The organism is Citrobacter sp. Cpo089, assembly GCF_030332695.1.
In the GTDB taxonomy this organism is placed as follows: Bacteria; Pseudomonadota; Gammaproteobacteria; order Enterobacterales; family Enterobacteriaceae; genus Citrobacter; species Citrobacter portucalensis.
On record NZ_JAOWHJ010000060.1, the window covers coordinates 30,145 to 55,393 of the forward strand.

The 25,249-nt window shown below is 52.3% G+C and carries 23 protein-coding genes and 2 rRNA genes; 9 read left to right on the plus strand and 16 right to left on the minus strand.

What is annotated here, in order from left to right:
- Nucleotides 1-21: 21 nt before the first annotated feature.
- The 9 genes from era to rseD form a co-directional block, all read right to left on the minus strand.
- A complete protein-coding gene (gene era / locus OGX92_RS13280; protein ID WP_003037581.1) occupies nucleotides 22-927 on the minus strand; it encodes a GTPase Era in 906 nt (301 codons plus the stop codon).
- A complete protein-coding gene (gene rnc, locus OGX92_RS13285; protein ID WP_003037579.1) occupies nucleotides 924-1,604 on the minus strand; it encodes a ribonuclease III in 681 nt (226 codons plus the stop codon). The genes era and rnc overlap by 4 nt, the downstream gene beginning before the upstream one ends.
- Nucleotides 1,605-1,873: 269 nt before the next feature.
- The gene (gene lepB, locus OGX92_RS13290; RefSeq protein ID WP_003835329.1) at nucleotides 1,874-2,848 is read right to left on the minus strand and encodes a signal peptidase I; all 975 of its coding nucleotides are present in this window, start codon (nucleotides 2,846-2,848) and stop codon (nucleotides 1,874-1,876) included.
- A 15-nt stretch (nucleotides 2,849-2,863) separates the two neighbouring features.
- A complete protein-coding gene (lepA, locus tag OGX92_RS13295) occupies nucleotides 2,864-4,663 on the minus strand; it encodes a translation elongation factor 4 (RefSeq protein ID WP_003037577.1) in 1,800 nt (599 codons plus the stop codon).
- Between the two features lie 270 nt (nucleotides 4,664-4,933).
- A complete protein-coding gene (rseC, locus tag OGX92_RS13300) occupies nucleotides 4,934-5,398 on the minus strand; it encodes a SoxR-reducing system protein RseC (RefSeq protein WP_257661746.1) in 465 nt (154 codons plus the stop codon).
- Nucleotides 5,395-6,351 carry a sigma-E factor regulatory protein RseB gene (gene rseB / locus OGX92_RS13305; protein ID WP_003835334.1) on the minus strand — a complete coding sequence of 319 codons (957 nt, stop codon included), beginning with the start codon at nucleotides 6,349-6,351 and terminating at the stop codon, nucleotides 5,395-5,397. Before rseB ends, rseC begins: the two co-directional genes overlap by 4 nt.
- On the minus strand, nucleotides 6,351-7,001 hold the full coding sequence (rseA, locus tag OGX92_RS13310; RefSeq protein ID WP_008785497.1) for an anti-sigma-E factor RseA: 651 nt from the start codon (nucleotides 6,999-7,001) through the stop codon (nucleotides 6,351-6,353). The genes rseB and rseA overlap by 1 nt, the downstream gene beginning before the upstream one ends.
- Nucleotides 7,002-7,032: 31 nt before the next feature.
- Complete coding sequence (rpoE, locus tag OGX92_RS13315) at nucleotides 7,033-7,608, minus strand: RNA polymerase sigma factor RpoE (RefSeq protein WP_003037573.1); 576 nt, start codon at nucleotides 7,606-7,608, stop codon at nucleotides 7,033-7,035.
- Nucleotides 7,605-7,769, minus strand: coding sequence for a rpoE leader peptide RseD (gene rseD, locus OGX92_RS13320; protein WP_122973798.1), 165 nt, complete (start codon nucleotides 7,767-7,769; stop codon nucleotides 7,605-7,607). The genes rpoE and rseD overlap by 4 nt, the downstream gene beginning before the upstream one ends.
- 263 nt (nucleotides 7,770-8,032) lie before the next feature.
- Here rseD and nadB point away from each other — a divergent pair, with 263 nt between their 5' ends.
- A complete protein-coding gene (gene nadB, locus OGX92_RS13325; protein WP_063941920.1) occupies nucleotides 8,033-9,655 on the plus strand; it encodes an L-aspartate oxidase in 1,623 nt (540 codons plus the stop codon).
- Here the strand turns inward: nadB and trmN are convergent.
- A complete protein-coding gene (gene trmN / locus OGX92_RS13330) occupies nucleotides 9,640-10,377 on the minus strand; it encodes a tRNA(1)(Val) (adenine(37)-N(6))-methyltransferase TrmN (RefSeq protein ID WP_003835339.1) in 738 nt (245 codons plus the stop codon). The genes nadB and trmN overlap by 16 nt on opposite strands.
- A 130-nt stretch (nucleotides 10,378-10,507) precedes the next feature.
- Here trmN and srmB point away from each other — a divergent pair, with 130 nt between their 5' ends.
- A complete protein-coding gene (srmB, locus tag OGX92_RS13335; protein ID WP_003835340.1) occupies nucleotides 10,508-11,836 on the plus strand; it encodes an ATP-dependent RNA helicase SrmB in 1,329 nt (442 codons plus the stop codon).
- Between the two features lie 17 nt (nucleotides 11,837-11,853).
- Here the strand turns inward: srmB and OGX92_RS13340 are convergent, their stop codons facing one another.
- A complete protein-coding gene (locus OGX92_RS13340; RefSeq protein WP_126319767.1) occupies nucleotides 11,854-12,750 on the minus strand; it encodes a LysR family transcriptional regulator in 897 nt (298 codons plus the stop codon).
- Nucleotides 12,751-12,852: 102 nt separating this feature from the next.
- On the opposite strand from OGX92_RS13340, the gene eamB reads away from it, so the two are divergent.
- The gene (gene eamB / locus OGX92_RS13345) at nucleotides 12,853-13,440 is read left to right on the plus strand and encodes a cysteine/O-acetylserine transporter (RefSeq protein ID WP_003835342.1); all 588 of its coding nucleotides are present in this window, start codon (nucleotides 12,853-12,855) and stop codon (nucleotides 13,438-13,440) included.
- 79 nt (nucleotides 13,441-13,519) lie between these two features.
- On the opposite strand, the gene grcA is transcribed toward eamB, so the two are convergent.
- The gene (grcA, locus tag OGX92_RS13350) at nucleotides 13,520-13,903 is read right to left on the minus strand and encodes an autonomous glycyl radical cofactor GrcA (protein WP_003037563.1); all 384 of its coding nucleotides are present in this window, start codon (nucleotides 13,901-13,903) and stop codon (nucleotides 13,520-13,522) included.
- Nucleotides 13,904-14,220: 317 nt separating this feature from the next.
- Between grcA and ung the strand changes: the two genes are divergently transcribed.
- Nucleotides 14,221-14,910, plus strand: coding sequence for a uracil-DNA glycosylase (gene ung / locus OGX92_RS13355; RefSeq protein WP_286586641.1), 690 nt, complete (start codon nucleotides 14,221-14,223; stop codon nucleotides 14,908-14,910).
- 32 nt (nucleotides 14,911-14,942) lie between these two features.
- Here the strand turns inward: ung and OGX92_RS13360 are convergent, their stop codons facing one another.
- Entirely contained in the window at nucleotides 14,943-16,022 is a 1,080-nt protein-coding gene (locus tag OGX92_RS13360; protein WP_003835345.1) for a tRNA/rRNA methyltransferase, read from the minus strand.
- 207 nt (nucleotides 16,023-16,229) lie between these two features.
- On the opposite strand from OGX92_RS13360, the gene trxC reads away from it, so the two are divergent.
- The 5 genes from trxC to OGX92_RS13390 all read left to right on the plus strand — a co-directional run bounded on the left by trxC (nucleotide 16,230) and on the right by OGX92_RS13390 (nucleotide 21,952).
- Complete coding sequence (gene trxC / locus OGX92_RS13365; RefSeq protein ID WP_003835346.1) at nucleotides 16,230-16,649, plus strand: thioredoxin TrxC; 420 nt, start codon at nucleotides 16,230-16,232, stop codon at nucleotides 16,647-16,649.
- A 69-nt stretch (nucleotides 16,650-16,718) separates the two neighbouring features.
- Nucleotides 16,719-17,417, plus strand: coding sequence for a tRNA-uridine aminocarboxypropyltransferase (gene tapT, locus OGX92_RS13370; protein WP_003835347.1), 699 nt, complete (start codon nucleotides 16,719-16,721; stop codon nucleotides 17,415-17,417).
- A 36-nt stretch (nucleotides 17,418-17,453) separates the two neighbouring features.
- Nucleotides 17,454-20,114 (plus strand): bifunctional acetate--CoA ligase family protein/GNAT family N-acetyltransferase, encoded by a 2,661-nt coding sequence (locus tag OGX92_RS13375; protein WP_003835349.1) that lies wholly within the window; start codon nucleotides 17,454-17,456, stop codon nucleotides 20,112-20,114.
- A gap of 114 nt (nucleotides 20,115-20,228) precedes the next feature.
- Nucleotides 20,229-21,584, plus strand: a complete 1,356-nt coding sequence (gene pssA, locus OGX92_RS13385) for a CDP-diacylglycerol--serine O-phosphatidyltransferase (RefSeq protein WP_003835350.1) — start codon at nucleotides 20,229-20,231, stop codon at nucleotides 21,582-21,584.
- 32 nt (nucleotides 21,585-21,616) lie between these two features.
- Entirely contained in the window at nucleotides 21,617-21,952 is a 336-nt protein-coding gene (locus OGX92_RS13390; RefSeq protein WP_208021691.1) for a YfiM family lipoprotein, read from the plus strand.
- Here the strand turns inward: OGX92_RS13390 and OGX92_RS13395 are convergent.
- The 3 genes from OGX92_RS13395 to OGX92_RS13405 form a co-directional block, all read right to left on the minus strand.
- Nucleotides 21,949-23,247 carry an MFS transporter gene (locus OGX92_RS13395; RefSeq protein ID WP_048225111.1) on the minus strand — a complete coding sequence of 433 codons (1,299 nt, stop codon included), beginning with the start codon at nucleotides 23,245-23,247 and terminating at the stop codon, nucleotides 21,949-21,951. The genes OGX92_RS13390 and OGX92_RS13395 overlap by 4 nt on opposite strands.
- Before the next feature lie 389 nt (nucleotides 23,248-23,636).
- A 5S ribosomal RNA gene (gene rrf / locus OGX92_RS13400) occupies nucleotides 23,637-23,752 on the minus strand.
- 96 nt (nucleotides 23,753-23,848) lie between these two features.
- Nucleotides 23,849-25,249 (minus strand): 23S ribosomal RNA (locus OGX92_RS13405); the annotation flags it as partial.

Sequence of the window (25,249 nt, forward strand, 5' to 3'; positions counted from 1 at the left end):
GCCGTGTTTCAGAAGATGTGTTTAGACGTCGTCGCCGTAACCGAGGCTACGCAGCGCGCGTTCGTCATCGGCCCAGCCGGATTTCACTTTCACCCACAGTTCGAGGTGAACGGGCGCTTCGAACATCTCCTGCATGTCTTTACGCGCTTCGATGCCGATGGTTTTAATCTTGGCCCCTTTGTTGCCAATAACCATCTTCTTCTGCCCTTCACGTTCGACGAGGATCAGGCCGTTAATGTCGTAGCCGCCGCGTTCGTTAGAGATAAAACGCTCAATCTCCACGGTAACGGAGTACGGCAGTTCAGCCCCCAGAAAACGCATCAGCTTTTCACGTATGATTTCAGAGGCCATAAAGCGCTGAGAACGGTCGGTGATGTAATCTTCCGGGAAGTGATGAATAGCTTCCGGCAAATGCTTACGCACGATGCCCGCAACGGTATCGACATTCAAGCCGGTTTCGGCAGAAATCGGTACGATATCAAGGAAGTTCATCTGGCTTGCCAGGAACTGCAGGTGCGGCAGCAGATCGGCTTTTTCCTGAACGTTGTCGACTTTGTTGACGGCCAGAATAACCGGGGCTTTGCCATCACGCAGCTTGTTGAGCACCATTTCGTCGTCCGGCGTCCAGCGGGTGCCTTCGACAACGAAAATAACCAGTTCAACATCACCGATCGAGCTGCTCGCCGCTTTGTTCATCAGGCGGTTAATAGCCCGTTTTTCTTCCATATGCAGACCCGGGGTATCAACATAAATCGCCTGATACGCGCCTTCGGTATGGATGCCAACAATACGGTGACGTGTTGTCTGAGCCTTACGTGAGGTAATAGAAATCTTCTGCCCAAGCAGATTATTCAACAGGGTGGATTTGCCGACGTTCGGGCGACCGACGATAGCAATAAATCCGCAGTAGGTTTTCTCTTCGCTCATTCCAGCTCCAGTTTTTTCAACGCCTGTTCGGCGGCAGCCTGCTCAGCCTTACGACGGCTCGAACCTGTGCCAACCACCGGTTCACTCAGGCCGCTGACCTGGCAGTGGATAGTAAATTCTTGATCGTGCGCTTCACCACGGACCTGCACCACCAAATAAGACGGCAGAGGCAGGTGGCGACCCTGCAAATATTCCTGCAGGCGCGTTTTCGGATCTTTTTGTTTGTCGCCTGGGCTAATTTCATCCAGACGAGTTTGATACCAGTTAAGGATCAATTGCTCAACGGTTTGAATATCGCTGTCGAGGAAGACGCCGCCGATCAAAGCTTCAACGGTATCCGCCAGGATTGATTCACGACGGAAGCCGCCGCTTTTCAGCTCACCAGGCCCCAAACGTAAACATTCACCGAGGTCAAACTCACGGGCTAATTCTGCCAGCGTATTGCCGCGAACCAGCGTCGCGCGCATGCGGCTCATATCACCTTCATCCACACGCGGGAAACGGTGATACAGCGCATTAGCGATAACAAAGCTCAAAATAGAGTCGCCTAAAAATTCTAAACGCTCGTTATGTTTGCTGCTGGCGCTCCGGTGAGTTAATGCCTGCTGCAACAGCTCCTGATGATTAAAAGTGTAGCCCAGCTTCCGTTGAAGCCGATTAATTACGATGGGGTTCATGCGATACCAATAAATGAATGCGTCAACAATTCAGCACACGAAACAGACCTGATATACGCACTTCGCTGAGCCATCCGGCTTCGCCTGCATGCTTTTGTATACAAACCAACGCTGTTTCGTGTGCCGTGGCAACCTGTCGGTGCCAACCTAAAACTTCGGGGGAATATTCTATACACAACGACAAGGGATGTCGTTAGTCTGCGGGAATTTATCCGAGAAATAATTCACGCTGCCGCCGTAATGACGACAACGTGAACAATTATCGGTGATTAGTGAATGCCACCAATACGGCTTAAACGCACACCGGTCGGCCATTCACCTTCTTGCTTATCGAAACTCATCCAGATAGCGGTCGCTTTACCAACCAGATTCGCTTCCGGTACAAATCCCCAGTAACGGCTGTCCGCGCTGTTATCACGGTTATCACCCATCATGAAGTAGTGTCCCGGCGGAACGATCCAGGTTGCCAACGGCTGACCAGGTTGACGGTAATACATCCCCACCTGATCCTGCGCAATCGGCACGGTCAGAATGCGGTGCGTAACCTCACCCAGCGTTTCTTTACGCTCAGAAAGGCGAATACCGTTCTCTTTCGTTTCGTTCAGCGGAACTTCAAAGAAGCCGCTGGTCGCTTCACCGCCGTTACGACGAGCAAAGGTCTGTACAAAATCACTTGGCTGAACATCAGAGTACGTTACCGGCAACGCGTTTTCACACGCCTGACCGGAACGGCATCCTGGCTGAATAGTCACCTCTTTCGCCACTGGATCGTACGTTACTTTGTCTCCCGGTAAACCGACAGCACGTTTAATGTAGTCCAGACGCGGGTCTTCCGGGTATTTAAACACCACAATATCACCGCGTTTCGGATGACCGGTTTCGATCAACGTTTTCTGGTAAATCGGATCTTTAATCCCGTAGGCGAATTTCTCCACCAGGATAAAGTCACCGATAAGCAGCGTCGGCATCATCGAACCTGACGGGATCTGGAATGGTTCATAGATAAATGAACGCACCACCAGCACAATCGCCAGTACCGGGAAAACGGACGCCCCGGTTTCCAGCCAGCCTGGCTTAGGTGCCACTTTTTTCAGCGTAGCTTTATCCAGTGAATCACCTGCAGCAGCTTGCGCTGCTGCCTGACGCTCCCGGCGCTTTGGCGCGAAGATGAATTTATCTACGCACCATAAAATGCCCGTCACCAGTGTGGCAATCACCAGAATCAGGGCAAACATGTTCGCCATGCCAACTCCTTAAGATTATTTGCTGTCTTTACCGACATGCAGAATGGCGAGGAACGCTTCCTGCGGCAGTTCGACGTTACCGATCTGCTTCATGCGCTTTTTACCCTCTTTCTGTTTTTGCAGCAGCTTTTTCTTACGGCTGATATCGCCACCGTAGCATTTCGCCAGAACGTTTTTACGCAGCTGCTTAACCGTTGAACGCGCGATGATGTGCGTACCAATGGCCGCCTGGATCGCGATATCAAACTGCTGGCGAGGGATCAGATCTTTCATCTTCTCAACCAGTTCACGGCCACGGCTCTGGGAGTTGTCGCGGTGGGTAATCAGCGCCAGCGCATCGACACGTTCGTTGTTGATAAGGACATCAACACGCACCATGTCAGACGCCTGGAAGCGTTTGAAGTTATAGTCCAGCGACGCGTAGCCGCGAGAGGTCGACTTCAGACGGTCAAAGAAATCGAGTACGACTTCCGCCATCGGTATCTCATACGTCAGCGCCACCTGGTTACCGTGGTAAACCATGTTGGTCTGGACGCCACGCTTCTCGATACACAGGGTGATGACATTGCCAAGGTAAGCCTGCGGCAGCAGCATGTGACACTCAGCGATCGGCTCACGCAGTTCGTAGATGTTGTTCAGCGGCGGCAGCTTGGACGGGCTATCGACGTAGATAGTCTCTTTCGCCGTGGTTTCAACTTCGTAGACTACGGTCGGTGCGGTGGTGATCAGATCCAGATCGTATTCACGCTCCAGACGTTCCTGAATGATCTCCATGTGCAGCAGACCAAGGAAGCCACAACGGAAGCCGAAGCCTAGCGCGGTAGAGCTTTCCGGCTCGTAGAACAGGGAGGCGTCGTTCAGGCTCAGCTTGCCAAGCGCGTCACGGAAGTTTTCATAGTCGTCAGAGCTCACCGGGAACAGACCAGCGTAAACCTGCGGCTTCACTTTTTTAAAGCCTGGCAGCGGTTTGTCTGCCGGGTTACGCGCCTGCGTCAGGGTATCACCAACCGGTGCGCCGAGGATGTCTTTAATCGCACAAACCAACCAACCTACCTCGCCGCATTTCAGCTCGGTACGGTCAACTTGTTTTGGCGTGAAGATACCCAGACGGTCGGCGTTATAGACCTGACCGGTGCTCATCACTTTAATTTTGTCGCCTTTACGCATGGTGCCGTTTTTAATACGCACCAGTGACACCACGCCAAGGTAGTTATCGAACCAGGAGTCGATGATCAGCGCCTGCAATGGGCCTTCCGGATCGCCTTCCGGCGGCGGAATGTCGCGTACCAGACGTTCAAGAACGTCAGTGACGCCAACGCCGGTTTTCGCCGAGCAGCGAACGGCATCCGTCGCATCGATACCGACGATATCTTCGATCTCTTCCGCTACGCGTTCAGGATCGGCGGCTGGCAGGTCAATTTTATTCAGTACCGGTACTACTTCCAGATCCATTTCCATGGCGGTATAGCAGTTAGCCAGGGTCTGCGCTTCTACGCCCTGTCCGGCATCAACCACCAGCAATGCGCCTTCACAGGCAGCAAGCGAGCGGGAAACTTCATACGAGAAGTCAACGTGGCCCGGGGTGTCGATAAAGTTAAGCTGATAGGTTTCACCATCAGATGCTTTGAAATCGAGCGTCACGCTCTGCGCTTTGATAGTAATACCGCGCTCACGCTCAAGATCCATCGAGTCGAGAACCTGCGCTTCCATTTCACGGTCAGACAGGCCACCGCAGATCTGGATAATACGGTCAGACAGCGTCGATTTACCGTGGTCGATGTGAGCTATGATTGAAAAGTTACGTATGTTCTTCATATAGTGTAATTATTGTGCCTTACGCCCGCCGGAGCAGGCTCTGAGAAGTCGCTGATCTGAGCTTAACGTCTGTTTAAGTGAAACGCCGCATTCTACACTACAACGCTGAGGCGAGGAAACGTTCATAGAGCAAGGATAGCGGGAACTGGAAACAACCTTGCAAAGTCGGTGAAACTTTTGCCGGATGGCGTCATAAACGCCTTATCCGGCCTACGCTTGCATCTGAGCACGCTGTAGGCCTGATAAGCGCAACGCCATCAGGCAAAGATATCACTGCTGGGTTTCGACGCGAATAAGATCGGGTGGGAGAGCAACGTTCAGAATGACCGGCTGCCAGGTTTCGCGTTCAGCAAGCTTACGAGAGTATCCACGAGCAATCAGGAATCCGCCCACGCCCCCCAGCACTGCGCCGCTTAATGCGGCAAGATCGGAACCAAACAGCACCTGGAACAGCGCAGCGAAAAGAAACAGTCCTGCCAACGGAGACATGTAGACCAGCATCGCCGATCCCAGCAGGCTACCTTCGGCAATGCCCAGTTCAACTTTTTGACCAGGGGTCAAGGGTTCGTCGCAGGGCACCACGATGGTGTGTGTGGTCTGTGGCCCCAGTTTGTTCAGCACGCGGCTCCCGCATCCGGCCCGGGAAGCACAGCTGCTACATGATGCTTTAACATCGCAGCTGACCGTCGCCAGACCATTTTGCCAGGAGACGACCGTCGCCCACTCTTTAATCATTGTGCTGCCCTGAACTTGATATTGTCCGCGATACGCTTCGCCGTTTGCGGTGGAAGCTCGCCCACAATCGTAATCTCCGCGTTATCACGCACGCTGGTGCTGACCGTTCTGCGGCCAGTACGCAGCAGTTGATCGGCACTGTTCTGCGTCGCACGGTTTACGTTCACGGAGAAACTAAACAGGCCATCAGAATAAAGGCGTGATTCAATCGGCATGTTATCCATCGTCGGCAGCGGACGTCGACTGCTTGAGACCTCACTGAAACCTTGTGGCAACCACGACGGACTCCAGTTGAAGTTGGTTTTCTCGCCCGCAGGAACAGACAGCAACGGTGGTAAATTCGCTTTTGCTAACGTCTGCATGCTGTCGCTAACACCGTTATTCACGGTAAAGGAGATTACACGGAACTGTTCCAGCGTTTCGCCATCACGATCGAGGAGATCGACACGCATCGGCAGTTTGGTCTCCGTGTCCATCCAAACGATATAGCTGTAACGGGTGCCGTCACGCGCCACAACGCGGATCACTTCACAGAGCCGATCGGCAATACGGGTGCGGCCTACTGAGATAAAATCATAGTAGGGAGCAAGGCGTTTGAAATCGGTGTAAATCAGGGATGGCAGAGAGTCAACGATATAATCGCCGTTCAGCGTGAACGGTTCGAGGCCAGGCTCAAAATAGCTAATTTCGTTGCCGCGTTGCACCACTTCCCGGCGCGGTCCATCCATTTGTAATAGTTGCGCGAGTGGACGGTTATCCTGGCGGGCATGACGATAACGTAGGGATTCAACACCCTGCTTATTGATGCTGACAAATGACAGCTCATAGGTTAGCGACTGGCTGGCCAGATTCATCTGCTGCAACAACGCCCCGGACGCAGGATTGGCCGAGGCGTTTACAGAGAAGAACAGGCTACCAGCCACAAGTGACATGGCAAACCAAAGTTGCTTCATTACTGCGATTGCGTTCCTAAAGTTTGAATTCCTGGCACCTGAACAGCGGCTTGCTGTGTTTGCGCCTGCTCAAACTGAAGCTGTTCAGAGTGCAGTCGACGTTGCAATTCGTAATCCTGCAACATGGCATTAATACGACGACGCTGCTCCTGTACCTGCTGTTGTTGACCGCCGCTGGCCGTCGCGTCAGAAGGTACACCCAAGCTAACCGGACTGGCTTTACCCATCATCGGTAATGTATTAAACACCGGCGTTTCGGGCTGCTGGGACGTTTCAGATTGCCCATTATAGTGCTGGACGCCAACGATAACTGCAAGTGATACGCACGCGGCCACACCCATTTGGGTAAGCTGCGCGGCCCACGGACGCATTTTCTTCCAGAATGGCATTTTCTGCCACTGGTGCGGTGCTGGCTGGGCCTCAGGAATCAATGGCGCCGTCTGACGTACTGGCTCATCCTGGATGGCGGCCATTACGCGGGCGGAAATATCGAAATGGAGAACGTCGGCGGTATCACCTCGCATGGAATCGCGAATCAGGTGATAACTCTCCCAGGTTTTTTGCATTTCCGGGTCGTGAGTTAGCTCTTTGAGTAACTCAGTATCCAGCGTTTCGCCATCCATTAAAGCGGAAAGTTTCTCTTTCTGCATGCCTAATACCTTTTCCAGTATCCCGCTATCGTCAACGCCTGATAAGCGGTTGAACTTTATTATCAATAGCTTCCCTCGCTCGGAAGATACGTGAACGCACCGTACCTACCGGACAATCCATGATAGCGGCTATCTCTTCATAGCTCAGGCCATCCAGCTCCCGCAAGGTTATTGCCATGCGTAAATCTTCCGGGAGGGACTCAATAGTTCGGAAAACTATCTGTCTCAGCTCTTCTGACAACATTAAGTTCTCAGGGTTCGAAATTTCTTTCAGCGCACCGCCACTTTCGTAATTTTCTGCTTCAATCGCATCAATGTCACTGGAAGGTGGACGACGCCCCTGAGCGACCAGGTAATTCTTCGCTGTATTGACTGCAATACGATACAGCCAGGTATAAAAAGCACTATCTCCCCGGAACGAGTCCAGCGCACGATAGGCTTTGATAAATGCTTCTTGTACTACATCGGGTACATCACCCGACGGTACATAGCGAGAAACCAGACTCGCCACCTTATGCTGATAGCGCACTACCAGTAGGTTAAAGGCTTTCTGATCTCCCTTCTGGACCCGTTCTACCAGGACCTGGTCCGTTAACTGCTCGCTCATCCGAGGTAAAGTCTCCCCAAACCAAATTTCCACGCGCTTTCGAAACGCCACTCCATCAGCTTCACTATGAGCAAGCAAATGCTTAGAGTGCTCAAGTTTCGTAAAGTTCCGTTACGCATTGTTTTTTGTTTGTCATGTTGTAGACAGGTCTTATCTCTCATTATAAGTCTACATAACCCGATCAACGCACTATCTGTACAGAAATGCCCATTTCACCGCTTGCAGAGTAACCCAACGGGCACTTTATTTCATCACATAATCTGATGCTAACGGCCTGCTTCACAAAATATTTTTGCCTATTTCGTCCTCGTCATGCTTTTCTTTCATGTTTAGTCATTGCAACACATTTAAAAATAAAACGTGCAGTATCGCGCAATGTGGTGCTATGGTGACCAAACACTGTTTAGTAAATTAAACAAACATCATGAATACGACTCCTGAATTATCCTGTGACGTGCTGATCATTGGCAGCGGGGCTGCCGGACTCTCACTGGCGCTGCGCCTGGCTGAAAAACATCAGGTTATTGTCCTGAGCAAAGGGCCGGTCAGCGAAGGCTCGACATTTTATGCCCAGGGGGGTATTGCCGCGGTTTTCGATGAAACCGACAGTATCGACTCCCACGTTGAAGATACGCTGATTGCCGGGGCCGGGCTGTGCGATCGCCATGCGGTTGAATTTGTCGCCAGCAATGCCCGCACCTGCGTTCAATGGCTTATCGATCAGGGCGTCTTATTCGATACACAGGTTCAGCCTAACGGCGAAGAGAGCTATCACCTGACCCGTGAAGGCGGTCACAGCCATCGACGCATCCTGCACGCTGCGGATGCTACCGGCAAAGAAGTCGAAACCACCCTCGTCAGCCAGGCACAAAATCACCCCAATATCCGGGTTCTTGAGCGTAGCAACGCCGTCGACCTGATTGTCTCCGATAAAATCGGTCTGCCGGGAACGCGTCGGGTTGTCGGCGCATGGATCTGGAATCGTAATAAAGAAGCCGTCGAAACCTGCCATGCGAAGTCGGTAGTGTTGGCCACCGGCGGCGCATCAAAGGTGTATCAATACACTACCAATCCGGATATTTCCTCGGGTGACGGGATTGCAATGGCCTGGCGCGCAGGATGCCGCGTCGCCAACCTGGAGTTTAACCAGTTTCACCCGACTGCGCTGTATCATCCGCAGGCACGCAATTTTCTGCTGACCGAAGCGCTGCGCGGCGAAGGCGCGCACCTGAAGCGCCCGGACGGTTCACGCTTTATGCCCGATTTTGACGAACGTGGCGAACTGGCTCCCCGCGATATTGTCGCCCGCGCCATTGATCATGAAATGAAGCGCCTTGGTGCAGATTGCATGTTCCTCGATATCAGCCATAAGCCGGAAGAATTTGTTCGTCAGCATTTCCCGATGATTTATGAAAAGTTGCTGGGACTGGGCATTGATTTAACCAAAGAGCCGGTTCCCATCGTGCCTGCCGCGCACTATACCTGCGGCGGTGTGATGGTGGATGACTTTGGCCGTACCGATGTCGACGGGCTGTATGCGATCGGCGAAGTGAGTTACACCGGCCTGCATGGCGCCAACCGGATGGCATCGAACTCATTGCTGGAGTGTCTGGTTTATGGCTGGTCCGCGGCTGAAGATATCGACAGGCGCATGCCTTATGCTCGCGGCGTTAGCACGCTCCCGGGCTGGGATGAAAGCCGGGTAGAAAATCCGGATGAGTTGGTTGTTATCCAGCATAACTGGCATGAGCTGCGGCTGTTTATGTGGGATTACGTCGGTATTGTGCGTACGACCAAGCGCCTGGAGCGCGCTCTGCGCCGTATCACCATGCTGCAACAGGAAATCGACGAGTATTACGCCCATTTCCGCGTGTCGAACAATTTGCTGGAACTGCGTAACCTGGTGCAAGTTGCGGAGCTGATTGTCCGCTGCGCAATGATGCGCAAAGAGAGTCGGGGCCTGCACTACACGCTGGATTACCCAGAACAGCTTCCTGAGTCGGGCCCGTCTATTCTCTCACCGCTAAGTCATCACATAAACAGGTAAAACGCCTGGGTCAGCGCCGTATAACCTTCAGAGTAACGTTGGTCTGGCCCACGAATCACCAGCCTGTCGCTAAAGCACTCCCCGGCCTGCGGGGAGAATGCCAGCAACACCCGATGCGGTAGCCGGGCTTCCGTTTCTGCTACATCCGTACGTAATCGCAGATGCCAGCCCATACTTAATGCCTGCTGGGTAAACGCGTTCCCAATCTGTTCCGGCAGCACTACACAAAAAAATCCTTCTTCCGTAATGCTGTCCGCCGCCAGCGTAAGCAACGCCTGGTGATCGAGCGAGGTGGTATAACGCGCTTGCTCACGCTGCGGTGTAGCGCATTCCACGCCCTGTTCATAATAGGGAGGATTGCTGATTATCAAATCAAAACGCACGGTCTGACGCGGTATCCACTGTTGCGCATCTTCTGTATGAACACTCACGCGATGCATCCACGGAGATTGCGCGATGTTCTCCTGCGCCTGCTGCGCGGCGTCGACATCAAGCTCCACGGCGTCAATGATGACGTTTTCATCAGTGCGCTGGGCCAGCATCAGCGCCAACAGGCCGCTCCCGGTACCAATATCCAGGATCCTTTTTACGCCCGCAACGGGGGCCCAGGCTCCCAATAAAATGCCGTCTGTTCCGACTTTCATTGCACAGCGATCGTGTGCCACAAAAAACTGCTTAAAAGTAAATCCATTACGTCTCAGTACGGATGTAGACTGGGGCATGAAGAACAACCTTCCTGGAAAAAAAACGATAACATAGGATAAAAACAATACCTGAGAAGGTATATCCATACAAACAGATGAAGATTGCAGCCGTAACGTCTATAATCAGCGCCCCACTCAGAGGTAGAACATGACTGTAACGACTTTTTCCGAACTTGAACTCGATGAAAGCCTTCTGGATGCCCTCCAGGAAAAAGGTTTCACTCGCCCGACCGCCATTCAGGCTGCCGCCATTCCGCCTGCGCTCGATGGCCGTGATGTACTCGGTTCTGCGCCGACAGGCACCGGTAAAACGGCGGCATATTTGCTGCCAGCGTTGCAGCACCTGCTCGACTTCCCGCGCAAGAAATCTGGTCCGCCGCGCATTTTAATCCTGACACCAACGCGCGAACTGGCGATGCAGGTTGCCGAACACGCTCGTGAGCTGGCGAAGAATACGCATCTGGATATCGCTACGATTACCGGCGGCGTGGCTTACATGAACCACATGGAAGTCTTTAGCGAAAACCAGGACATCGTGGTCGCCACCACGGGTCGTCTGCTGCAATACATTAAAGAAGAAAACTTCGACTGCCATGCGGTTGAAACGCTAATTCTCGATGAAGCAGACCGTATGCTGGACATGGGCTTTGCCCAGGACATCGAGCATATCGCCGGTGAAACACGCTGGCGTAAGCAAACCATGCTGTTTTCCGCCACGCTGGAAGGCGATGCGATTAAGGATTTTGCCGAGCGTCTGTTGGAAGACCCGGTCGAAGTCTCAGCGGATCCGTCCACCCGTGAACGCAAGAAGATCCATCAGTTTTACTATCGTGCCGATGACATCGAGCACAAAACTGCCATGCTGATCCACCTGTTAAAACAGCCAGAGGCGACCCGCTCAATTGTTTTCGTACGCAAACGCGAGCGTGTGCACGAACTGGCAGGCTGGCTGCGCCAGGCTGGCATTAATAACTGCTATCTCGAAGGCGAGATGGTGCAGAACAAACGTAACGAAGCAATCAAACGCCTGACCGATGGCCGCGTGAACGTGCTGGTAGCAACCGACGTCGCCGCTCGCGGGATCGATATTCCGGACGTCAGCCACGTGTTTAACTTCGACATGCCGCGCAGTGGCGATGCCTATCTGCACCGTATTGGCCGTACCGGTCGTGCTGGCCGTAAAGGCACTGCGATCTCTTTGGTTGAAGCGCACGACCACCTGCTGCTCGGCAAAGCGAGCCGCTATATTGACGAACCGCTGAAAGCTCGCGTCATTGACGAACTGCGTCCAACCACGCGCGCGCCAAGTGAGAAATCTAACGGTAAGCCATCCAAGAAAGTGCTGGCGAAGCGCGCTGAGAAAAAGGCGAAAGAGAAAGAGAAGCCGCGGGTGAAAAAACGTCACCGTGACGCCAAAAATATCGGCAAACGTCGTAAGCCGAGCGGAGCTGCTACCCAGCAGTCCGACAAAGAGTAAACCGAATGCCGGGCCATTTAGCCCGGCATTTTTTCACGTGATGCAAAACTCTCTTCAATACACTCAAGAAACACCCGCATCGCCGGGCTAACGACTTTTCCGGCATGATAACCACACAATGCCGTAATTAACTCAGGTTGTTCACTGAACGGTAATTCAATCAACTCCCCTGAACGTAACTCCTTCTCGACGGCAAAATGCGGCAAAAAGCTGATCCCAAGATTTGCCGATACGCACTGCTTAATGCTTTCAATGCTCCATAACTCAATGGTATTTTCCAGCGTAATCTGTCGTTTACGCAGTAGCCCCTCGAAGCGTTGTCTGAAAATACATTGCGGCTCATTAATGATAAAACTGCAGGGAATGTGCTGGTTATGCTGAGTAAAATCAACGTGCTGAAGCAGTGGCGAAGCAACTAATGCCAGTGACTGATCGCCAAGCGGTATCAACTCCAGGGCATCGTCATTACCCACCCGATAAAACACCCCCAGATCAACATCATCACTGAGCAACGCATCGCGAATGACATAACAATTGAGCGACTGTAAAGACAACCGCACATGAGGCGCGCGTTGTTTAAATCGCTGTAAAACCTGCGGCATTTTATACGCCAGCAGCGTTTCGCCTGTTGCGACACGTAGATCGCCGCTCGGCTGCGCATCCTGATGTGCCGACTGTCGAATCGATGCCATCACGCGCGTCAGGTCATGGATATGCGGCATCAGCCGTTTTCCCTCACTGGTGAGACACATCCGGCGACCAATTTTTTCAAACAACTGCACCGACAGCTCTTGCTCAAGCTGTTGAATATGAAAGGTAACCGTTGATTGCGTACAGCACAGTTTTTGTGATGCCCGCAGAAATGAGCCCTCTTCCACCACCGTTTTTAGCGTAATAAACCGACGTAAATCCATCCGCACCAACCCATCGAAAATATCGAATTCAGAATGCAAAAACATTCATTTTTTTTAATGTTTTGCCTCGGGTACTGTCTATCAAAACAGAGGAGATAACAAGTGACCCCCATGCTTTTAAGTGCATTCTGGACCTATACATTGATTACCGCGCTAACCCCCGGACCAAACAACATCCTTGCGCTCAGTGCCGCGACGTCACACGGTTTTCGTCAGAGTACACACGTACTGGCCGGAATGAGTCTGGGCTTTTTAATCGTCATGATGATGTGCGCCGGGATTTCATTTTCACTGGCGGTCATGGATCCAGCCATCATCCACTGGCTTAGTTGGGCTGGAGCCGCTTATATCCTGTGGCTGGCGCTGAAGATCGCTACCAGCCCGACCTCGAACGATAGATTGCAGTCAGAGCCGATTAGCTTCTGGGCAAGTTTTGGCTTGCAGTTTGTTAACGTGAAAATCATTTTGTACGGCATTACCGCGTTATCCACGTTTGTATTACCGTACACTCAGGACGCCCACTGGCTGATTGGGGTGAGTATTCTGTTAGCGCTGATAGGCACCTTCGGGAATGCCTGCTGGGCGCTGGCGGGCCATCTTTTTCAGCGCGTTTTTCGCCGTTACGGTCGACAGTTGAATATCATTCTGGCGCTGTTGTTGGTGTATTGCGCGGTGAGGATCTTTTACTAACAGATGCAAAAAAGCGGAAGACGCACTGGCATCTTCCGCTTTTTGATTCTCTGCTAAACGGGGTTATTCCCCGTGAGCCTTACAGGCTCTCAGTAAAGGTACGAGCAATAACGTCGCGCTGCTGTTCTGGGGTCAGAGAGTTGAAACGCACTGCATAACCAGAAACACGGATGGTCAGCTGCGGATATTTTTCCGGATGCTTAACTGCATCTTCCAGCGTTTCGCGACGCAGAACGTTCACGTTCAGGTGCTGACCACCTTCCACGCGGACTTCCGGCTGTACGTCTACCGGTACTTCACGGTATTCGATTTCGCCCAGTTTGCTGACTGCAACGACTTCATCAGCATTGAAACCTGCTTTCGCAACGATGCAGCGTGCTTCGCCTTTTTCGCTGTCCAGCAGCCAGAAAGAGTTCAGCAGGTCGTCGTTTGCAGCTTTAGTAATCTGGATACCTGTAATCATTTGATGCCTCCCCGGCAAAATTATTTGATCTCGGTTGGCCGTCATCCGGCCAATTGGTAAAACCATTGTTGCTTGAGTGTATATATACCCCTCACACACCCTTGAATCTTTGATTTAAATCAAAAAAAACCACACATGAAAAGTGGTGATAGGTGGATTTTATTGTTTTACATCAACTTACGCCATATGCGCAGCTAAACTTTTTACATAAATTTTCAACTATCTTTAAGGGGTAGACCATTGAGAAACGTACAGAATTTTGCGACGCCGAAAGAAGCAGTTAAGCTAGGGGGATTGAAAATTCGCAGGAGAGCGAGATGGCCACCGAATTAACCTGGCACGATGTGCTGGCTGAAGAGAAACAGCAGCCTTATTTTGTTAACACACTGCATACTGTTGCCGGCGAGCGTCAGTCAGGAATGACAATTTATCCGCCGCAAAAAGATGTGTTTAACGCTTTTCGCTTTACCGAGCTTGGTGACGTGAAAGTTGTCATCCTGGGTCAGGATCCTTACCACGGTCCAGGCCAGGCACACGGTCTCGCGTTCTCTGTCCGCCCCGGCATTGCCACTCCACCCTCATTGCTGAACATGTACAAAGAGCTGGAGGCAACGATTCCAGGTTTCACGCGCCCAACACACGGATATCTGGAAAGCTGGGCACGTCAGGGGGTACTGTTACTCAACACCGTACTCACCGTCCGCGCCGGTCAGGCACATTCTCACGCCAGCCTTGGGTGGGAAACATTTACCGATAAAGTCATCAGTCTGATTAACCAACATCGGGAAGGCGTGGTTTTCCTGCTCTGGGGTTCTCACGCGCAGAAGAAAGGCGCGATTATTGATACGCAGCGTCACCATGTGTTGAAAGCGCCCCACCCATCACCGCTCTCTGCGCATCGCGGTTTCTTTGGCTGCAATCACTTTGTACTGGCGAATGAATGGCTGGAACAACGAGGTGACAAGCCAATTGACTGGATGCCGATATTACCCGTAGAAAGCGAGTAAAAAAATGCCAGCGATTCGCTGGCATTTTATTATCAGGCTTTGTTCTGACGCCACCACTCCGCGAGCAGCACGCCTGTTGCCACAGAAACGTTGAGCGTTTCTACCTTGCCAGTGCCGTCAATCGCTATGCACAAATCGTCGGCTGAGCATGCTGCTTCTGGCAGAGCTTCACGCTCACGCCCTAATACCAGCACCATTTTTTCCGGCAGGGTGGTAGTAAACAGCGGTTTGCCTTTCCCGCTTGAGGTCATCACAACCGTGTAACCCGCCTGGCGGAAGTCGTCCAGCACATCAACAATGCTGTCGCCGGTAATCGGCTGAACGTGCTCAGCTCCGCCTTCAGCTGTACGGATGGCCGCACCTGATTCCAGCAGCGCCGCATCCTGAACCACTACGCCTTTCACACCGAAGTGCGCGCAGCTACGCATCATGCCGCCCAGGTTATGGGGGTTAGCGATATCTTCCAGTGCCAGCACGCAATCCTGCGCCCCTGCCTGACCAACCCATTGCTTAACGGTAGTACCGTTACGTTTTTTGATCAGGAAACAGACGCCGCCATGGTGTTCGGTGCCAGAGGCTTTCGCCAGCTCGGCTTCGTCAACCACGTGATAGGCTTTGCGGTTTGCCGCCATCCAGCGTAATGCTTCTTTAAAGCGCGGGGTTACGCTCTGAACAAACCAGGCGCGAACGATGGCGTCCGGGCGACTCTGGAACAGAGCCTGGCAGGCATTCTCACCGTAAACGCGGGTTTCTTCCGCGCGCTGACGGCGTAATACTTCAGGATCGATAAAGCTCTTACCGCTAATACCGCCGTGATCGGCTTTATCCGCTGCGTCATCATTCGGTGCGCGGGACACGGTACGCCACGGTGAATCTTCACGTCTGCGGTCACGTTCTACATCGCGGTCACGACCACGTTCACGACCGCGTTCGCTGTTCGGACCCTTTCGGTCATCACGGGCAGGGCGACGACCGCCTTCGGCTCGGGAAGTACCGGGGCGACCACCGCCTTTGCCAGTACGTGGATTTTGGGTGCGTTTATCCGAGTCATCGTCACTGCGGACGTACATCACTTTGACCTTGCCGTTTTTGTTCTTCAGTTCGTCGCTCATGTTTTTCTCCACCTGCTCTGCGCGAAGCGCGCAGATTACCCGATGTGCACGTCGTTAGCCATTATTTCATTTAAAAGCTAAGGACTATTGTACTCATTGAATAAAACGCATTGTTGTTTAGAACAGACTCCCCGATAATATGTAACATAATAGAAACATACTGGCGTTCCTGCCGTGAAGTCCACTCCACTCATCCAGAGGTTAGTTATGAATACCGTTTGTACCAGCTGCCAGGCTATCAACCGCATCCCTGACAATCGTGTCCAGGAAGCGGCTAAATGTGGACGCTGTGGTCACGACCTGTTTGATGGGGAGGTGATCAATGCGACCGGTGAGACACTGGATAAACTGTTAAAAGACGATCTCCCGGTGGTCGTTGACTTTTGGGCCCCCTGGTGTGGTCCATGTCGTAACTTCGCCCCGATTTTTGAAGATGTCGCGGAAGAGCGTAGCGGTAAAGTGCGTTTTGTTAAAGTGAATACGGAAGCCGAGCGAGAACTCAGCGCCCGTTTCGGTATCCGCAGCATTCCGACCATTATGATTTTCAAAAAAGGGGAAATCGTCGACATGCTTAACGGCGCTGTACCAAAAGCCCCGTTTGATAGCTGGCTTAACGAATCATTATAATCTCTACGGGGCGCATCTTGTGCCCCGTTTTCACCTCTGCGACAATAGCGTTTTTCAACGTGTTTACCCATGACCGATAACGCTGTTCTTCAGTTACGCGCTGAGCGCCTCGCGCGCGCCACGCGTCCTTTCCTTGCCCGAGGTAATCGCGTTCGCCGATGTCAGCGCTGCCTGCTGCCGCAGAAACTCTGCTTGTGCGCAACGCTGGCACCCTCTGAGGCAAAAAGTCGTTTTTGTCTGGTGATGTTTGATACCGAGCCGATGAAGCCCAGCAACACGGGGCGTTTGATTGCTGATATTCTGCCCGATACCACGGCTTTTCAGTGGTCACGCACCGAGCCGCCGCAGGCGCTGCTGGAACTGGTGAAAAATCCGGATTACCAGCCGATGGTTGTATTCCCGGCCTCCTATGCGGGTGAAGAGCGTGAAGTGATTTTCACGCCACCAGCCGGTAAGCCCCCATTGTTTATCATGCTCGACGGCACCTGGCCTGAGGCGCGTAAAATGTTCCGCAAAAGCCCGTACCTCGATAACCTGCCGGTGATCTCCGTTGATTTATCACGCCTTTCTGCTTACCACCTGCGTGGCGTTCACGCTGAAGGGCAATATTGCACTGCCGAAGTGGCCATCGCCTTGTTGGATCTGGCGGGAGATACGCAAGCCGCTGAAGGGTTAAGCGATCATTTCACTCGCTTTAAAACCCGCTACCTGGCAGGAAAAACTCAACATCAGGGAAGCGTCACAGCAGATTCATCAGAAAACGTTTAAAATCATTCGGTCACTGGTGTCATTAAGGAAGCCGATATGAGTCAGCGTGGCCTGGAAGCACTACTGCGACCGAAATCCATTGCAGTGATTGGGGCGTCAATGAAGCCTAATCGCGCGGGTTACCTGATGATGCGTAACCTGCTTGCCGGCGGTTTCAATGGACCTGTTTTACCGGTGACGCCCGCATGGAAAGCGGTGTTGGGCGTACTGGCGTGGCCCAATATCAACAGCCTGCCTTTTAGCCCGGATCTCGCTGTGTTGTGCACCAATGCCAGCCGTAACCTGGCGTTACTCGAAGCGCTTGGCGAGAAAGGCTGTAAAACCTGCATTATTCTCTCAGCTCCCGCGGCGCAGCACGCAGAGCTACTGGCCTGCGCATCACGCTACAACATACGTTTGCTGGGCCCCAACAGCCTGGGACTTCTCGCGCCCTGGCAAGGACTTAACGCCAGCTTTTCCCCCGTTCCGATTAAGCGCGGCAAGCTGGCTTTTATCTCTCAATCCGCCGCCGTATCCAACACCATTCTCGACTGGGCACAGCAGAGAGAAATGGGCTTTTCTTACTTTATCGCGCTGGGTGATAGCCTGGATATTGACGTTGATGAGCTGCTGGATTACCTGGCGCGCGACAGCAAAACCAGCGCGATATTGCTGTATCTCGAGCATTTAAGTGATGCCCGACGCTTTGTTTCCGCCGCCCGCAGCGCCTCGCGCAATAAACCTATTCTGGTGATTAAGAGCGGTCGTAGTCCAGCGGCGCAGCGTTTACTGCATACCAGCGCCGGGATGGACCCCGCGTGGGACGCCGCTATTCAGCGCGCCGGTTTACTACGCGTACAAGACACCCACGAGCTGTTCTCGGCGGTCGAAACCCTGAGCCACATGCGCCCGCTGCGTGGCGACAGGCTGATGATCATCAGCAATGGGGCCGCGCCTGCCGCACTGGCATTAGATGAACTGTGGTCAAAAAATGGCAAGTTGGCGACGTTGAGTGAAGACACCTGCCAGAAATTACGCGATGCCTTGCCTGAACATGTTGATATCGCCAACCCGCTGGATCTGCGTGATGACGCCAGCAGCGAACACTACGTTAAGACGCTGGATATTTTGCTTGCCAGCCAGGATTTCGACGCGTTGATGGTGATTCATTCCCCCAGCGCAGCCGCTCCCGGAACCGAAAGCGCACAGGCATTGATTGAAGCGGTAAAGCATCACCCCCGAGGAAAATTCGTCTCGTTACTGACCAACTGGTGCGGAGAGTTTTCCTCTCAGGAAGCCCGCAGACTGTTTAGTGAAGCCGGACTGCCCACCTACCGCACGCCGGAAGGTACCATCACCGCATTTATGCATATGGTGGAGTATCGGCGAAACCAGAAGCAGCTACGAGAAACGCCTGCGCTGCCTGACAGCCTGACCTCCAACACCGCCGAAGCGCATAATCTGTTACAGCGGGCGATTGCTGAAGGAGCCACATCGCTTGATACCCACGAAGTGCAGCCGATTTTACAGGCTTATGGCTTACACACGCTGCCAACGTGGATCGCCAGCGACAGCGCGGAAGCGGTACACATCGCGGAGCAAATCGGCTACCCGGTGGCGCTCAAGCTGCGTTCTCCTGATATCCCGCATAAGTCGGAAGTTCAAGGGGTAATGCTCTACCTGCGTACAGCAACAGAAGTGCAGCAGGCTGCCAATGCAATTTTCGATCGGGTAAAAATGGCCTGGCCGCAGGCACGCATTCACGGTTTATTAGTACAAAGTATGGCGAATCGCGCTGGTGCTCAGGAACTTCGCGTCGTCGTTGAACACGACCCGGTATTTGGCCCGTTGATTATGCTGGGTGAAGGTGGTGTTGAGTGGCGACCGGAAGATCAAGCCGTGGTGGCATTGCCGCCATTGAACATGAATCTGGCGCGTTATCTGGTGATCCAGGGGATCAAAAATAAAAAGATCCGCGCGCGCAGTGCACTGCGCCCATTGGATATCGCCGGGTTGAGCCAGCTTCTGGTGCAGGTCTCCAACCTGATCGTCGACTGTCCGGAAATTCAGCGTCTGGATATTCATCCGCTGCTGGCCTCGGCCGGAGAATTTACCGCGCTGGACGTTACGCTGGATATTGCCCCTTTCACGGGCGATAACGAAAGCAGACTGGCTGTACGTCCCTACCCTCATCAGCTTGAAGAGTGGGTGGAGTTGAAGAACGGCGAGCGCTGTCTGTTCCGCCCCATTTTGCCGGAGGATGAACCTCATCTTCAGCAGTTCATTTCTCAGGTGACAAAAGAAGATCTTTATTATCGCTATTTCAGTGAGATCAACGAATTTACCCACGAAGATTTAGCCAATATGACGCAGATCGACTACGATCGGGAAATGGCCTTTGTTGCGGTGCGTTGTAAAGATAATCACGAAGAGATCCTCGGCGTAACGCGAGCGATCTCGGATCCTGATAACGTAGACGCTGAGTTTGCCGTACTGGTTCGTTCCGATCTCAAAGGGCTTGGACTGGGTCGCCGATTGATGGAAAAATTAATTGCCTATACTCGAGATCACGGACTTATACGTTTGAATGGTATTACGATGCCGAACAATCGTGGGATGGTCGCCCTGGCCCGAAAACTCGGGTTTGTTGTTGACGTCCAGCTCGAAGAGGGAATTGTTGGGCTAACGCTTAATCTGGCCCAATGTGAGGAATCGTGAGTAAGGTACTGGAAATGTTGACCACATTAATGGGTACTGGTGGTATCATTGCCCGCTTATGTCGTCTGCATAGCACAGAGGACCCTTCAATGAACAGAGAAGAAATGCACTGTGATGTTGTCAAAATTTAAGCGTAATAAACATCAACAACACCTTGCCCAACTACCCAAGATTTCTCAGTCAGTTGATGATGTAGATTTCTTTTATGCTCCCGCTAATTTCAGGGAGACTCTGCTGGAAAAAATAGCCAGCGCGACGCGACGGATCTGCATTATTGCGCTGTACCTGGAACAGGATGACGGTGGTAAAGGCATACTTGACGCTCTCTATGCGGCAAAACGGCAGCGTCCTGAACTGGATGTCCGGGTGCTTGTCGACTGGCACCGAGCCCAGCGCGGTCGTATTGGGGCTGCGGCATCCAATACCAATGCTGACTGGTATTGCCGAATGGCGCAAGAAAACCCTGGTATCGATATTCCTGTCTATGGCGTTCCGATTAACACCCGTGAAGCGCTTGGCGTCCTGCATTTCAAAGGCTTTATCATTGATGACAGCGTCCTGTACAGCGGGGCCAGTCTGAACGATGTTTACCTGCATCAGCATGATAAATATCGCTATGACCGTTATCAGTTGATTCGCAACGCGCAAATGGCCGATATCATGTTCGATTGGGTGACGCAAAACCTGATGAACGGTCGAGGCGTTAACCGTCTTGATGATATCAACCGCCCTAAAAGCCCAGAAATTAAAAACGACATCCGCCTGTACCGTCAGGAACTGCGCGATGCGTCATTCCATTTTCAGGGTGATGCTGATAACGAACAGCTTTCGGTTACGCCTCTGGTGGGTCTTGGGAAATCCAGTCTGTTAAATAAGACCATTTTCCATCTTATGCCCTGCGCGGAGCACAAGCTTACAATCTGTACCCCTTATTTCAACCTTCCCGCCATACTGGTGCGCAATATCATTCAACTGCTGCGTGAAGGGAAAAAGGTTGAAATCATTGTCGGTGATAAAACCGCCAACGACTTTTTCATCCCGGAAGATGAGCCATTCAAGATCATCGGTGCGCTGCCTTATCTGTATGAAATAAATCTGCGCCGTTTCCTGAGCAGATTGCAGTATTACGTGAATACCGACCAGTTGGTCGTGCGCTTATGGAAAGATGATGACAATACCTATCATCTGAAAGGTATGTGGGTTGATGATAAATGGATGCTACTCACCGGCAACAACCTTAACCCTCGCGCCTGGCGTCTGGATCTGGAAAACGCCATCCTTATCCACGATCCTAAGCAAGAGCTCACCCCTCAGCGCGATAAAGAGCTGGAGCTTATCCGTACGCATACTACCGTCGTTAAGCACTATCGCGACCTGCAAAGCATTGCTGACTATCCAGTCAAAGTGCGTAAGCTCATCCGTCGACTACGCCGTATTCGTATCGACAGATTAATTAGCCGTATTCTGTAATCAAGACCCCGTCCAGTGACGGGGTTTTTCATATGGAGGCAACGGTGCGCCTGTTCATTCTTATCAGTATCCTTGCCATTTCGGGCTGCAGCCATATGGCTAACGACCAGTGGAGCGGGCAAGACAAAGCTCAACACTTCATCGCCTCCGCCATGCTTGCCGCAGCCGGCAATGAATATGCCCAACATCAGGGTAACAGCCGCGATCGCAGTGCGGCTATCGGCCTGATGTTCTCAGTCAGCCTGGGTGCGTCAAAAGAGCTATGGGACAGCCGTCCCGCTGGGAGCGGCTGGAGCTGGAAGGACTTCGCCTGGGATGTTGCAGGCGCATCTACCGGCTATGCGGTCTGGCAACTGGCACATTACTAGAGGCGCAGACCTTTCCCCTTCCCATGCAGCATTAGCGATACTAAAAACGCAACGACTGCCAGCGCAGTGACGTACCAGAAGAATGTCGTTTCCATACCGACAGACTTCAGGGACAACGCGACATATTCGGCTGAACCGCCAAACAACGCATTGGCCACCGCATAAGATAATCCAACCCCCAGAGCGCGCACCTGCGCCGGGAACATTTCGGCCTTCAGAATACCGCTAATTGACGTATAGAAACTGACGATTAACAGAGCACACATCACCAGAGCAAACGCCATATACGGGGATGTTACGCTTTGCAATGCTGTCAGAATGGGAACAGTGAAAATCGCGGCCAACGCGCCAAAACACAGCATTGAAGTACGTCGGCCAATTTTATCAGACAAGGCGCCGAACAGCGGTTGTACTAGCATGAACACACACAGTGCCGCCGTCATAATCCCGCTGGCTACGTTGGCATGCATACCGGCTGTGTTAACCAGGTACTTCTGCATATAGGTTGTGAACGTGTAAAAACACAACGAACCCGCGGCGGTAAAACCAAGCACCATGACAAAAGCTTTGCGATTACGCCACAGACCTTTCAGAGAGCCCGCTTCTTTCAGCGCACGAACGTCCTGTTTCGAGGTTTCATCCAGTTGGCGACGCAGCCATAGCGCAACAATAGCCAGCACGGCGCCCAACGCAAATGGAATACGCCAACCCCATTCTCTGAGCGCTGAGTCTTCTAACGTGTGCTGTAATATGACCACAACCAGCAATGCCAGTAACTGTCCGCCGATTAACGTTACGTACTGGAATGAAGCATAAAAACCTTTCTTACCTTCAACGGCGACTTCACTCATATAGGTCGCGCTGGTTCCGTATTCACCACCGACAGATAACCCCTGGAATAGCCTGGCCAGCAGTAATAGCGCAGGCGCCCAGGTACCGATAGTTTCATATCCCGGTAGACAAGCGATCACCAACGATCCCATGCACATCATGCAAACGGACAGCAACATGGACTTTTTACGCCCGTGCTTATCTGCGATACGGCCAAACAGCCAGCCTCCAATTGGTCGCATCAAGAAGCCAGCGGCAAAAACGCCGGCGGTTTGTAAGAGTTGTGTGGTGGTGTTTCCGGAGGGAAAAAAGATATGAGCGAAATAGAGAGAGCAGAAAGAGTAGATATAGAAATCAAACCATTCGACCAGATTTCCTGATGATGCTCCGACAATCGCCCATATACGACGACGGGTATCGCCGTCTGACAGCGCCCCGTTCTCAGTTACACTACTATCAGCCATTAGAATTGTACCCCTGCCAACGATCGCGTGAATTTATCAATGATGGTTGTGTGTTTTTTAGTGAATAGAATGTTATATAATTGTTATATCTTATTGTGCGGTAAAGATCACGATTTTAATTAGCAGAGAAAGGATTCAGATATGGTCGAGGGAGAGATCCGTGTAGTAGATCGAGACAGTGTGCTTTTGTTGGTCGATTAAGGCTGTTACGTCGAATCCGGCAATGTACCGCCGCGTTGCCTGATACGCTGCGCTTATCAGGCCTACAAAATACATTCAGCCCAGCCCCTGCAGGCCGGATAAGGCGGCACGCCGCATCCGGCGGTTTTCATCCCGCACAGACGCAAAAAAGCCCATCCGGCAGGATGGGCTTCTTCACTTTAATTGATGCCTGGCAGTTCCCTACTCTCGCATGGGGAGACCCCACACTACCATCGGCGCTACGGCGTTTCACTTCTGAGTTCGGCATGGGGTCAGGTGGGACCACCGCGCTACAGCCGCCAGGCAAATTCTGTTTATCAACACGCTTTTGCATGTCAATCTAATCTGTAATCAGGCTGAATATTGTCTCTGTCTTTCGCCAAAACATCTTCGGCGTTGTAAGGTTAAGCCTCACGGTTCATTAGTATCGGTTAGCTCAATGTATCGCTACACTTACACACCCGACCTATCAACGTCATCGTCTTTAACGTTCCTTCAGGACTCTCAAGGAGTCAGGGAGAACTCATCTCGGGGCAAGTTTCGTGCTTAGATGCTTTCAGCACTTATCTCTTCCGCATTTAGCTACCGGGCAATGCCATTGGCATGACAACCCGAACACCAGTGATGCGTCCACTCCGGTCCTCTCGTACTAGGAGCAGCCCCCCTCAATTCTCCAGCGCCCACGGCAGATAGGGACCGAACTGTCTCACGACGTTCTAAACCCAGCTCGCGTACCACTTTAAATGGCGAACAGCCATACCCTTGGGACCTACTTCAGCCCCAGGATGTGATGAGCCGACATCGAGGTGCCAAACACCGCCGTCGATATGAACTCTTGGGCGGTATCAGCCTGTTATCCCCGGAGTACCTTTTATCCGTTGAGCGATGGCCCTTCCATTCAGAACCACCGGATCACTAAGACCTGCTTTCGCACCTGCTCGAGCCGTCACTCTCGCAGTCAAGCTAGCTTATGCCTTTGCACTAACCTCCTGATGTCCGACCAGGATTAGCTAACCTTCGTGCTCCTCCGTTACTCTTTAGGAGGAGACCGCCCCAGTCAAACTACCCACCAGACACTGTCCGCAACCCGGATTACGGGTCTACGTTAGAACACCAGCCATTAAAGGGTGGTATTTCAAGGATGGCTCCATGCAGACTGGCGTCCACACTTCAAAGCCTCCCACCTATCCTACACATCAAGGACCAGTGTTCAGTGTCAAGCTATAGTAAAGGTTCACGGGGTCTTTCCGTCTTGCCGCGGGTACACTGCATCTTCACAGCGAGTTCAATTTCACTGAGTCTCGGGTGGAGACAGCCTGGCCATCATTACGCCATTCGTGCAGGTCGGAACTTACCCGACAAGGAATTTCGCTACCTTAGGACCGTTATAGTTACGGCCGCCGTTTACCGGGGCTTCGATCAAGAGCTTCTCCTTACGGATAACCCCATCAATTAACCTTCCGGCACCGGGCAGGCGTCACACCGTATACGTCCACTTTCGTGTTTGCACAGTGCTGTGTTTTTAATAAACAGTTGCAGCCAGCTGGTATCTTCGACTGATTTCAGCTCCATGGGTAAACCACTTCACCTACATATCAGCGTGCCTTCTCCCGAAGTTACGGCACCATTTTGCCTAGTTCCTTCACCCGAGTTCTCTCAAGCGCCTTGGTATTCTCTACCTGACCACCTGTGTCGGTTTGGGGTACGATTTCGTGTTACCTGATGCTTAGAGGCTTTTCCTGGAAGCAGGGCATTTGTTACTTCAGCACCGTAGTGCCTCGTCATCACACCTCAGCGTTAA

What these genes read in the sequence shown, in the direction of transcription:
- era (WP_003037581.1), bottom strand. Translation starts at nt 927, where the DNA reads ATGAGCGAAGAGAAAACCTACTGCGGATTTATTGCTATCGTCGGTCGC.
- OGX92_RS13395 (WP_048225111.1), bottom strand. Translation starts at nt 23,247, where the DNA reads ATGGCTGATAGTAGTGTAACTGAGAACGGGGCGCTGTCAGACGGCGAT.
- tapT (WP_003835347.1), top strand. Translation starts at nt 16,719, where the DNA reads ATGACCGATAACGCTGTTCTTCAGTTACGCGCTGAGCGCCTCGCGCGC.
- grcA (WP_003037563.1), bottom strand. Translation starts at nt 13,903, where the DNA reads ATGATTACAGGTATCCAGATTACTAAAGCTGCAAACGACGACCTGCTG.
- OGX92_RS13375 (WP_003835349.1), top strand. Translation starts at nt 17,454, where the DNA reads ATGAGTCAGCGTGGCCTGGAAGCACTACTGCGACCGAAATCCATTGCA.
- lepA (WP_003037577.1), bottom strand. Translation starts at nt 4,663, where the DNA reads ATGAAGAACATACGTAACTTTTCAATCATAGCTCACATCGACCACGGT.
- rseB (WP_003835334.1), bottom strand. Translation starts at nt 6,351, where the DNA reads ATGAAGCAACTTTGGTTTGCCATGTCACTTGTGGCTGGTAGCCTGTTC.
- lepB (WP_003835329.1), bottom strand. Translation starts at nt 2,848, where the DNA reads ATGGCGAACATGTTTGCCCTGATTCTGGTGATTGCCACACTGGTGACG.
- srmB (WP_003835340.1), top strand. Translation starts at nt 10,508, where the DNA reads ATGACTGTAACGACTTTTTCCGAACTTGAACTCGATGAAAGCCTTCTG.
- trxC (WP_003835346.1), top strand. Translation starts at nt 16,230, where the DNA reads ATGAATACCGTTTGTACCAGCTGCCAGGCTATCAACCGCATCCCTGAC.
- nadB (WP_063941920.1), top strand. Translation starts at nt 8,033, where the DNA reads ATGAATACGACTCCTGAATTATCCTGTGACGTGCTGATCATTGGCAGC.
- trmN (WP_003835339.1), bottom strand. Translation starts at nt 10,377, where the DNA reads ATGCCCCAGTCTACATCCGTACTGAGACGTAATGGATTTACTTTTAAG.
- rnc (WP_003037579.1), bottom strand. Translation starts at nt 1,604, where the DNA reads ATGAACCCCATCGTAATTAATCGGCTTCAACGGAAGCTGGGCTACACT.
- rseC (WP_257661746.1), bottom strand. Translation starts at nt 5,398, where the DNA reads ATGATTAAAGAGTGGGCGACGGTCGTCTCCTGGCAAAATGGTCTGGCG.
- OGX92_RS13340 (WP_126319767.1), bottom strand. Translation starts at nt 12,750, where the DNA reads ATGGATTTACGTCGGTTTATTACGCTAAAAACGGTGGTGGAAGAGGGC.
- ung (WP_286586641.1), top strand. Translation starts at nt 14,221, where the DNA reads ATGGCCACCGAATTAACCTGGCACGATGTGCTGGCTGAAGAGAAACAG.
- rpoE (WP_003037573.1), bottom strand. Translation starts at nt 7,608, where the DNA reads ATGAGCGAGCAGTTAACGGACCAGGTCCTGGTAGAACGGGTCCAGAAG.
- rseA (WP_008785497.1), bottom strand. Translation starts at nt 7,001, where the DNA reads ATGCAGAAAGAGAAACTTTCCGCTTTAATGGATGGCGAAACGCTGGAT.
- rseD (WP_122973798.1), bottom strand. Translation starts at nt 7,769, where the DNA reads ATGAGAGATAAGACCTGTCTACAACATGACAAACAAAAAACAATGCGT.
- pssA (WP_003835350.1), top strand. Translation starts at nt 20,229, where the DNA reads ATGTTGTCAAAATTTAAGCGTAATAAACATCAACAACACCTTGCCCAA.
- OGX92_RS13390 (WP_208021691.1), top strand. Translation starts at nt 21,617, where the DNA reads ATGGAGGCAACGGTGCGCCTGTTCATTCTTATCAGTATCCTTGCCATT.
- OGX92_RS13360 (WP_003835345.1), bottom strand. Translation starts at nt 16,022, where the DNA reads ATGAGCGACGAACTGAAGAACAAAAACGGCAAGGTCAAAGTGATGTAC.